The sequence below is a fragment of the Ochrobactrum sp. Q0168 genome, assembly GCF_016427605.1.
GTDB lineage: Bacteria > Pseudomonadota > Alphaproteobacteria > Rhizobiales > Rhizobiaceae > Brucella.
Genome location: NZ_JAELXQ010000028.1, coordinates 20,777 through 31,551, shown reverse-complemented (window position 1 = coordinate 31,551; position 10,775 = coordinate 20,777). Strand labels below are relative to the sequence as shown.

Sequence of the window (10,775 nt, the reverse complement as noted above, 5' to 3'; positions counted from 1 at the left end):
CGGCTGGGGCGGCGGCGGAGGCTGGTCATCGGGCGGCGGTGGCGGCGGCTTTGGCGGAGGCGGTGGTTCATCGGGCGGCGGCGGCGCCTCGGGTAGCTGGTAGGGAGACGCGACGATGAAGCATCACACGCTGATTGGCGCTGAAGACCATGCCCGCATTGCAGAGGCAATCCGGCAGGCGGAAGCCGAGACCAGCGGCGAAATCTATGCGGTGCTGGCGCGCAGCAGCGACGACTATTTCTTCGCAGCCGGTTTTGTCGCGACCTGCGGCATCCTGCTTGCTTCGGTGATCGCCGCCTTGCTCGCCCATTGGTACTGGTTTGACATCAGCCTGCCTATGTTCGGTCTTGCCATTCTCGCCGCCTTCATTTCGGCGATGCTGGTTCTCTGGCTCTTGCCATCGATCCGCATGCTGCTGGTGCCGCGTCGCATCCGCTACAAACGCGCGCATCTCAATGCGCTGCAACAATTTCTGGCGCGCAATGTCCATATCACCGAAAACCGCACAGGCATTCTGCTCTTCGTTTCCATGGCCGAGCACTATGCCGAAGTCATCGCCGATGCGGGTATTCACGCGCGTGTCGAGCAGGACGAATGGAACGCGATTGTCGCAACGCTGATCCATCACGCGTCGCGGTCGCAAATGGCGGAAGGCTTCGTCATGGCGATCGGTCAGGCGGGCGCGCTTCTGGAAAAGCACTTCCCCGCAGGCACTGACAATATTAACGAATTGGACGATCACCTGATCGAACTTTGACGGCGCCGACATCTCAGAATCATCTACGACTTTGGTCTGAATTGTGGCGAAGCAGAGCCATTTCCGACGCCAGCAGACGCCGTTTTGTAGTGCACGGTGAATTTCTCCGGTATTTTTAGAAAAATTGCCCGAAGTTTTCGATATTTTGTTCCAAATTAAATGGATTAGATGCCATTTTTCTGACTTTTCGGGAAATTTTTCGTTATTCGCAGCGATTTGTCATCGAAACAAATGTCTAATCTGCTAGTTTGGCGCGCATTGCCATCATGACAGGAGTATCCGACGTGACTGCAAAGCAGGATCGGTCGAGCAAAGTTAAGAATTCCAAGGCAAGCAAAGAGGAAAAAAAGGGGGGGAAGCCCAAGGCGCTGGCAGCCTTCTCACAGCTTCTCTTCGAGTGGGCGCCGCCAGAAGATCTGGCAGCTTACGATGCCGAAGGGCTCGACAGTTCTGCCCGCCACGGCTATGCGGCTCTCGAATCCTACCGCAAGGGCAAGAGCATCATCAGCGTCGATAACGGTATCGAACGCCACGGTCGCCCGGTGAGCGTCATCACCATCGTCAACGACAATATGCCGTTCCTGCTCGATTCCATTCTGGGCGAGCTGAACAATCACGTCAGCCAGATTTTCATGGTCGTACACCCGGTTCTCGATATTGCTCGGGAAAAGGATGGGCTGGTGATCCTCGGCGAAGCATCGCAGCTCGCACCCGCCAAGGGCGTTGAGCGCGTCAGCGTCGTGCAGATTCATCTCCCGGCGCTCGGCAAGCAGACCAAGGCGGATTTGACGGACGGGCTCAAGCGCGTTCTCGGTCAGGTGCGTTTTGCCGTCGGCGACTGGAAGCCGATGTTGAAGCGTCTCGATGACGCCATCGTGGATTACAAGCGCGCTTACGAGCTGAACGGCAATGCCGCCATGCCGGAAGCCATCGCCTTCCTCGAATGGCTGCGCGACGATCATTTCATCTTCCTCGGCATGCGTGAGCTCGCCTTTGAAGGGACTGGCAAAAAGCGCAGCCTCGTCGCAGTCAAGGAGCCGCTCGGCGTCCTTGGCGACAATGAAGTTCGCGTCTTGCGCAAGGATGACGACGACACGGTCACGCCGCGTGAGGTGACAGAATTCCTCGACAGCAGCGAACCGCTGATCGTGACCAAGGCGAACACGCTGTCACTGGTGCATCGCCGCTCCTATCTCGATTATATCGGCGTCAAAATCTTCGGACCGAAGGGCGAAGCCGTGGGCGAACTGCGCCTCGTCGGCCTGTTCACCTCGGTCGCCTATACAAGCTCGGTCGCCAGCATCCCGTTCATCCGCTCTAAGGCCGATGCGGTCATCAAGCATCTGGGCTTCAACCGTGAAGACCATTCGGGCAAGGCGCTGATCAATGTGCTGGAAGAATATCCGCGTGACGAGCTTTTCCAGATCGACACGGAAAGCCTGACGGCCAATGCCGAACTCATCCTCGCGCTCGGCGAGCGTCCGCGCGTGCGCGCCATTCCGCGTCTCGACCGTTTCGGACGTTTCGCGACCGTGCTGGTCTACATCCCGCGCGACCGCTACGATTCCGCCGTGCGTGAGAAGATCGGCCGCTATCTCGTCGACGTCTATGGCGGCGACAGCTTTGAATTCCACCCGGTCTTCCTGCAAAACGGCCTGACGCGCGTTCAGTTCGTCATTCGCCGTCACGAACGCTCAACGCCGCATGTGGATCGTGAAGCGCTGGAAGCGGAAGTCCGCGCCATCGTCCGCACCTGGGAAGATGCGGTGCGTGAGAGTGTGGAAAATGCCGATGCCGGTGTTGTTGCGCTGGCCGCCAGTTTCCCGCCATCCTACCGCGAAATCTTCACCGCGCCGGAAGCGCTGGTCGATGCCGAGCGCATTGCCGGTCTCAGCCCGGAAGCGCCGCTTTTCGTGGATTTCTACCGCTATCGCACCGATGGACCGGATGCGGTTTCATTAAAGCTCTATCATCACGGTGCACCGGTCGTGCTGTCGCAGCGCGTGCCGCTTTTGGAAAATATGGGCTTCCGTGTCGTCAGTGAACAGACCATCGACCTGCCGCACGCCGGTAAAGACGGTGCGCCAGTCTACGTTCACGACATGCAGCTTGTGAACGCCTATGGCGCTCCTGTTGATCTTTCCGATGACGGCGAAATGCTGGAAGACGTGTTCCGCACGGTCTGGGACGGCTTTGCCGACAATGACGGCTATAATGCGCTGGTGCAGACGGCACGCCTCAGCGCACGCCAGATCATGATCCTGCGCTCCTATGGCCGTTATCTGCAACAGGCGGGTATCGCCTATTCGCAGGGCTTCATCGCAGCCGCACTCAACCGTTATCCGGAAATCGCAAGCGATCTCTATTCGCTGTTCGATCTGCGCTTCAACCCATCGGCCAAGCGCCGTGATACAGCTGAAAAGAAGCTGATCGACGCCATCGAAACAGCACTTCTCGGCGTGCCAAGCATCGATGACGACCAGATCCTGCGCCGGTTCCGCAACCTGATTGAAGCGACACTGCGCACCAATGCCTACACACTGGATGCCGAAGGCAAGCCGCGCGTGACCTTTGCCTTCAAGCTCAATCCGCGCCTCGTCGACGGGCTACCTGACCCGCGCCCGTATCGCGAAATTTTCGTCTACGGCCCGGAAGTCGAAGGCGTGCATCTCCGTTTCGGTGCTGTCGCCCGTGGCGGTCTGCGCTGGTCGGACCGCGCACAGGATTACCGCACCGAAGTGCTGGGCCTTGTGAAGGCGCAGCAGGTCAAGAATGCGGTGATCGTGCCGGTCGGCGCCAAGGGCGGTTTCTATCCGAAGCGCCTTCCAGTGGGCGGCGACCGCAATGCCGTCTTCGAAGCGGGTCGTGACGCCTACAAGGTGTTCATCTCGACGCTTCTGTCGGTCACCGACAATATTCATGACAGCGCCGTGGTCCCGCCGCAAAATGTCGTGCGTCACGACAATGACGATCCTTATTTCGTCGTCGCCGCCGACAAGGGCACGGCCACCTTCTCTGACACGGCCAATGCCATCAGCCAGGCGCATGATTTCTGGCTGGACGATGCATTCGCGTCGGGCGGTTCCGCCGGTTACGACCATAAGGGCATGGGCATCACCGCCCGTGGCGGCTGGGAAGCCGTGAAACGGCATTTCCGTGAATTCGACATGGATATCCAGACCGAGCCGTTTACGGTTGTCGGCGTGGGCGACATGTCGGGCGACGTGTTCGGCAACGGCATGCTGCTTTCCGAACAGATCAAGCTGGTTGCAGCCTTCGACCATCGCGACATCTTCATCGATCCGAATCCGGTTCCGGCGGACGGCTTTGCCGAGCGCAAGCGCCTGTTCGAACTGCCGCGCTCCAGCTGGCAGGATTACGATCGCTCGAAGCTGTCCTCGGGCGGCGGCGTCTATAGCCGCAGCCAAAAGACCATCACACTGTCTGCTGAAGCAGCTGCCGCAATCGGCCTTGCCAAGACCACGGCGACCCCTCAGGAAATCATGACGACCATCCTGAAAGCGCAGGTTGATCTTCTTTGGTTCGGCGGCATAGGCACATATATCCGCGCTTCCAGCGAAACGGATGCGCAGGTCGGCGACCGCGCCAATGATGCCATCCGCATCACCGGCTCGGATGTTCGCGCCCGTGTGATCGGCGAAGGCGCCAATCTCGGCATGACCCAGCGCGGACGCATTGAATATGCACTTGCTGGCGGTCGCAGCAATACCGACGCCATCGACAATTCGGCTGGCGTCAACTGCTCGGACGTCGAGGTCAACATCAAGATTGCTCTGGCCGCGGCCATGCGTTCGGGCAAGCTCAAGCGCCCTGCCCGCAACAAGCTTCTGGTCAGCATGACCGACGATGTTTCGGAACTCGTGCTGCGCAACAACTATCTCCAGCCGCTGGCGCTTTCGCTGAGCGAGCGTCAGGGTCTGGCTGAGCTCCCCTATCAGGCGCGCTTCATGGCGGAACTGGAACACCGGAAGCTTCTGGACCGCAAGGTCGAGTATCTTCCGTCGGATGCGCTCTTGGCCGAGCGCCAGAAGGCGGGCCAGCCGCTGACCCGTCCGGAACTGGCGGTTCTGCTGGCCTATGCCAAGCTGTCGCTCTCCGACGATCTGGTGGCGAGCGCACTGCCGGACGAGCCTTACTTCCAGTCGCTGTTGTTCGGCTATTTCCCGAAGCGCATGGCAAAAACCTATGCAGAGGAAATCTCCGGCCACCGTCTGAAGCGGGAAATCGTTGCGACCTTGCTGGCAAATGATGTCATCAATCGCGGCGGCATTACCTTCATCAGCCGTTTGGCCGACACGACCGGCAAGTCGCCTTCGGATATCGTCCGCGCCTACGTGGCGGTGCGTGATGGCTTCGAGATCGATGCGATCTACGACGCCATTGACGCCTTGGATAACAAGGTGCCGGGCGATGTGCAAAACCAGTTCTACCATCTCGTCGGCGAAATGTTGCAAGCGACAACAGCCTGGGTTCTGCGCAACGATACTACCCGCGCAAACCTCACTGAACTGGTCGGCACCATCGTCAAGGCGCGTGCCGAACTGGAACCGCGTTTCGAAGGCCTGATGCCGGAATTCCTGCGCAACACGGTGCGTGCCGACAAGGCCGCCTTCGTGGAAAAGGGTGCTCCGGAAAAGCTGGCCCAACGCCTCGCCAATCTACAGCTTGCGGGCATCATGCCGGATATCGCGCTGATCGCGCATCTGGCAGGAGCCGATCTGGTGGCGACCGCCAAGGCCTATTTCGGCGTGTCGGAAGCCTTCCGCATCGGACGCATCGAAGATGCGGCACGGTCCATCCCCGTCACCGACTATTATGACGGACTGGCCCTGTCGCGCGCCAGCGAGACCATCACGCAGGCGGCACGCGGGATCACCATCGCGGCCCTGAAGCGCTTCGCCAAGGAGAAAGACCCGGCTGCCGCTTGGCTTGATGCGGACGGCGTCCGGATCGAGCAGGTGAGAAACCGCATGGTCGCGCTGACCGAAGGTGGCGATCTCACCGTCTCGCGGCTGGCCGTTGCTGCGGGCTTGATGTCGGATCTGGCGCAGTAAACAGCGACCGGTGGTAAAATTAAGAGGGCAGCTTAGAGCTGCCCTTTTCATTTCTTGTCGGGCAACCACGGTCCGTATAAGCTCCGGCCACATTCGCAAGGGAGTGGCATTTGAGCGATCTGACAGTCAGCGAACGCAGCTATGCATCGCGTCGCGGCATATGGGGATGGATGCTGTTCGATTGGGCGGCGCAACCGTTTTTCACCGTCGTCACGACCTTTGTTTTCGGCCCCTATTTCATCTCCCGCATGGCGGCAAGCCCGGAATCCGGTCAGGTTGCTTGGGGTTATGGCATCGCTGCGGCGGGCTTTGTCATCGCCATTCTGTCACCGGTTTTGGGCGCTGTTTCAGACCGCACGGGCGCGCGTAAACCATGGATCGGCTTCTTCGCCGTTCTGAAGATCGTCAGCCTGTCGCTGCTCTGGTTCGCAGCGCCGGGTGCAAGCCTGTTCTGGGTACTGCTGGCCTTTGCCATAGCTTCGGTCGCGGCGGAATTCTCCATCGTCTTCAATGATTCCATGATGCCGCGTCTTGTGCCGCGGGCGGATATTGGACGCATTTCCAACATCGCCTGGGGGCTTGGCTACCTCGGCGGTATGATCGTGCTGATTTTCGTCGTGCTGTTTCTGTCCGGATCGCCGCAAACCGGTAAAACCATCATTGGCATCGATCCGCTTTTTGGCCTTGATCCCAAAACCGGCGAAGATGCACGCATCACTGGCCCGCTTGCCGCACTCTGGTATCTCATCTTCGTGCTGCCGATGTTTCTATTCACGCCGGATTCGGCGCGGGGCGAACCGCTGCGCAAGGCGCTGCGTCACGGCCTTTCGGAACTCAAAGCCACCTTGAGCGAAGTGCGCCAGCGTTCCGGCATATTGCGCTTTCTCATTGCCCGCATGGTCTATCAGGACGGCGTCAACGCGCTGCTGGCGCTGGGCGGCGGCTATGCTGCGGCCATGTTCCACTGGTCGATTACCGAAATCGGTCTGTTCGGCATGATTCTCAATGTGATGGCGATCTTCAGCTGCCTCGTCGCCAGCCGCGTGGATACGCGCTTCGGCTCAAAAGCCGTGGTTATCGCGTCACTGGTTCTGCTGTTGCTCGCCACGCTCGGCATCGTATCGACAGGGCGCGACTATACGTTCTTCGGGCTGCTGCCCTTTACCGAAAACACCGCACAGGGGCTTTTCTCGACGCCAGCCGAACATGCTTATCTGATCTATGGCCTGATGATCGGCGCAGCCTTTGGCCCGGTACAGGCATCGTCGCGCTCATGGTTTGCACGCAGTATCCAGCCGGAAGAATCCGGTCGTTATTTCGGCATTTACGCGCTGGCGGGCCGTGCCACCAGCTTCCTCGCGCCCTTTCTGGTCGCCACCGTTACCGCCATCAGCGGATCGGCGGCGATTGGAATGGCGGTGCTGGTGATCTTCTTCGCCGCTGGCCTCTGTTTGACAAAAGCGACGCCCTACCCTGCCGACAAGGCTTGATAGGGCGCCGCGAAACGCGATTAATCCACCCAGTTGAGCGAACGCTGAACCGCTTTTTCCCAGGATGCAAAGAGACTTTCGCGCTCCTTCTTCGGCATCTTCGGATGCCAGCGATGACCGACCTGCCAGTTTTCCACGATGTCCTCCGTGGACTTCCAATAACCGACAGCAAGGCCAGCCGAATAGGCTGCGCCCAGCGCCGTGGTTTCCACGATCTTGGGGCGGACGACCGGAACGTCCAGAATATCGGCCTGAAACTGCATTACGAAGTCATTGACGGTCATGCCGCCATCGGCGCGCAGTTCCCCGATCTCCACGCCGGAATCCTTCACCATGGCTTCCAGCACCTCACGCACCTGATAGCAGCTTGCTTCCAGCGCCGCGCGCGCGATATGACCCTTATTGGCAAAGCGCGTCAGCCCGGCAATGACGCCGCGCGCAGACGATTCCCAGTGCGGCGCATAAAGGCCGGAAAACGCAGGCACGAAATAGACATCGCCATTGTCATCGACGGTGCGGGCAAGCGTTTCGATATCGCTGCTCTTGCGGATGATGCCGAGATTATCGCGCAACCATTGCACCAGCGCGCCGGTAATCGCGATGGAACCTTCCAGCGCATAGGATGGAGGGGCATCGCCAAGCTTGTAAGCCACCGTGGTGAGCAGGCCATAATCCGATGAAACGCGCTTCTGCCCCGTATTCATCAGCATGAAACAGCCCGTTCCATAGGTATTCTTGGCCGCACCCGGCTCCAGACAGGCCTGACCGAACAAAGCTGCCTGCTGGTCCCCCAGAATTCCGGCAAGCTGCACGCCACGTAGGGATGGAACCGAAATCGTTCCATAAATCTCGCTCGATGAGCGAATTTCCGGCAGACAGGCGCGCGGAATATCGAAGAGATCCAGAATTTCCGCATCCCATTGCAGGCTTGCAATATCCATCAGCTGGGTGCGCGAAGCGTTGGTGACATCGGTGATGTGGATGCCCCCTTCCGGCCCGCCGGTCAGATTCCAGGCGAGCCACGTGTCGATGGTGCCAAACAGCGCCTCACCCGCTTCGGCCTTTCGGCGCGCGCCGGAAACATTGTCGAGAATCCAGCGCAATTTCAGCCCGGCGAAATAGGTGGTGATCGGCAGCCCTGTCCGGGCGCGCAGACGATCAGCACCGCCGTCCTTGGTATATTGCGCGACCAGATCTGCGGTGCGCGTGTCCATCCAGACAAGCGCGTTGTAAAGCGGCTGGCCGGTCGCCTTGTCCCATAATAGTGTCGTCTCGCGCTGATTGGTGATACCGATAGCCGCTATGTCGGCTGCCGTCAGCTTGGCCTTCCTCAGCGCCTCAGCGACGACATGCTGCGTGTTGCGCCAAATTTCCAGCGGATTGTGTTCCACCCAACCAGCCTTGGGATAAATCTGCTCATGCTCACGCTGATCCGCAGCGATAACATCGCCCAGATTGTCGAAAATGATGCAGCGTGTGCTGGTGGTTCCCTGATCGATGGAACCGATAAATTGCTTGGTACTCACAGTATCCTCCCGTCGAATATGTTTGTGTAAAATAGTTTCAGTTTACATCTGGTGATGAAAGGCAGTTCTCGTATTTACGTGAGTGCTTATAAACGAATTTAAAATGAAATAATTCGAAACTCAATGAAAACAAAAAGCCCCGAAATTTTTCGTTTCGGGGCTCGCTTCTCGAATTCTAAGCCAATGAATTAATGGCGGAAATGGCGCATTCCGGTCATTACCATGGCAATGCCATGCTCGTCGGCAGCAGCGATCACTTCCTCGTCACGCATCGAGCCGCCCGGCTGAATGACGGCCGTGGCGCCTGCCTGAACGGCTGAAAGCAGACCGTCTGCAAACGGGAAGAACGCGTCTGAAGCAACCACGCAGCCCTTGGTCAGCGGCTCTGCCAGACCAGCAGCCTCGGCTGCATCTTCCGCCTTGCGGGCGGCGATGCGCGCGGAGTCGACACGGCTCATCTGGCCTGCACCGATACCGACCGTCGCGCCATCCTTCACATAGACGATGGCGTTCGACTTCACGTGCTTGGCAATGCGGAAGGCGAACTTCATGTCGTTCAATTCAGCTTCGCTTGGGCTCCGCTTGGTCACGACCTTGAGGTCGAGATCGTCGACCACGCCATTATCGCGCGACTGAACGAGCAAGCCACCGGCAACCGTTTTCGCGGCAATGCCTTTGGCGCGCGGGTCGGGAAGGCCACCCGTCACCAGAAGACGCAGGTTCTTCTTGGCGGCGACGATGGCCTGTGCGCCCGGCGTTGCATCGGGAGCGATGATAACCTCCGTGAAAATCTTGACGATTTCCTCGGCGGCTTCTTCATCCAGCGTCTTGTTGAGCGCAACGATACCGCCGAAAGCCGAAACCGGATCACAGGCCAGCGCCTTCAGATAGGCGTCTTTAATAGATGCGCCTTCCGCCACGCCACAAGGATTGGCGTGCTTGATAATGGCGACGGCAGCCGTGCGCGCGGGGTCGAACTCGGCAACGAGTTCGAAAGCTGCATCGGTGTCATTGATGTTGTTATAGGAAAGCTGCTTGCCTTGAAGCTGAGTTGCCGTGGCAACGCCCGGGCGCTTTTCACCGGAGAGATAGAAACCTGCGGTCTGATGCGGGTTTTCACCATAGCGCATGACCGAATGCAGCTTGCCTGCAACCGAGCGCCAAACCGGCGTTTCTTCTTCGATGGCTTCGGCGAACCAGTTGGAGATGGCCGCGTCATAGGCTGCGGTGCGCGAAAAAGCCTTGGCGGCCAGCTTCTTGCGGAAAGCGAGCGGCAGCGAACCGGCATGCTTTTCAAGCTCGGTGACCACTTCGGTATAATCAGCCGGATCGACAACGGTTGCCACATAGGCGTGGTTCTTGGCCGAAGCGCGGATCATGGCCGGACCGCCGATGTCGATATTCTCGACAGTCGTGTCGTAATCGCCGCCCTGGAAGCGGACTTCCTCAAACGGATAGAGATTGATCACGGCAAGATCGATGCCGCCGATCTTGTGCTCTTCCATCGCGGCAACATGTTCCGGGTCGTTGCGCACGGCGAGTAGACCGCCATGGACTGCCGGATGCAGCGTCTTCACGCGCCCATCCATGATTTCGGGAAAGCCGGTGATTTCGGAAACATCACGAACCGGAATGCCTTCTGCGGCAATGGACTTGGCCGTACCGCCGGTCGAGAGGATCTCGACGCCATGCGCATGAAGCGCCTTGGCGAATTCGATCAGGCCGGTTTTGTCGGAAACGGAAAGGAGGGCGCGGCGCACCCGATGAAGATCGGGAGCGGGAATATGCTTGGAGCTGACAGCCATAGGAAACGGTCTCTTCGTTGCTGAAGCGTTTTGCGTTCAGGAAAGGGGACAGCGTCGCCGTAGCACAGTCGGACAAGGAATCCTACCGCAAAAGACCGGAAACCACTGGCGAAAGAAAAACC

The 10,775-nt window shown here is 59.0% G+C and carries 5 protein-coding genes; 3 read left to right on the top strand and 2 right to left on the bottom strand.

The features are described from left to right. The first annotated feature begins 115 nt into the window (after nucleotides 1-115). From JAU75_RS23380 to JAU75_RS23370, 3 genes are all read left to right on the top strand, one after another. Nucleotides 116-757, top strand: coding sequence for a TPM domain-containing protein (locus JAU75_RS23380; RefSeq protein ID WP_199058875.1), 642 nt, complete (start codon nucleotides 116-118; stop codon nucleotides 755-757). Nucleotides 758-1,041: 284 nt separating this feature from the next. Next, a complete protein-coding gene (locus tag JAU75_RS23375; protein ID WP_199058874.1) occupies nucleotides 1,042-5,832 on the top strand; it encodes an NAD-glutamate dehydrogenase in 4,791 nt (1,596 codons plus the stop codon). 170 nt (nucleotides 5,833-6,002) lie between these two features. After that, the gene (locus JAU75_RS23370; protein WP_371836239.1) at nucleotides 6,003-7,322 is read left to right on the top strand and encodes an MFS transporter; all 1,320 of its coding nucleotides are present in this window, start codon (nucleotides 6,003-6,005) and stop codon (nucleotides 7,320-7,322) included. 20 nt (nucleotides 7,323-7,342) lie between these two features. On the opposite strand, the gene glpK is transcribed toward JAU75_RS23370, so the two are convergent. Then, a complete protein-coding gene (glpK, locus tag JAU75_RS23365; protein ID WP_199058872.1) occupies nucleotides 7,343-8,848 on the bottom strand; it encodes a glycerol kinase GlpK in 1,506 nt (501 codons plus the stop codon). Nucleotides 8,849-9,036: 188 nt separating this feature from the next. Beyond that, complete coding sequence (gene purH / locus JAU75_RS23360; protein WP_199058871.1) at nucleotides 9,037-10,653, bottom strand: bifunctional phosphoribosylaminoimidazolecarboxamide formyltransferase/IMP cyclohydrolase; 1,617 nt, start codon at nucleotides 10,651-10,653, stop codon at nucleotides 9,037-9,039. Between the last annotated feature and the right edge of the window lie 122 nt (nucleotides 10,654-10,775).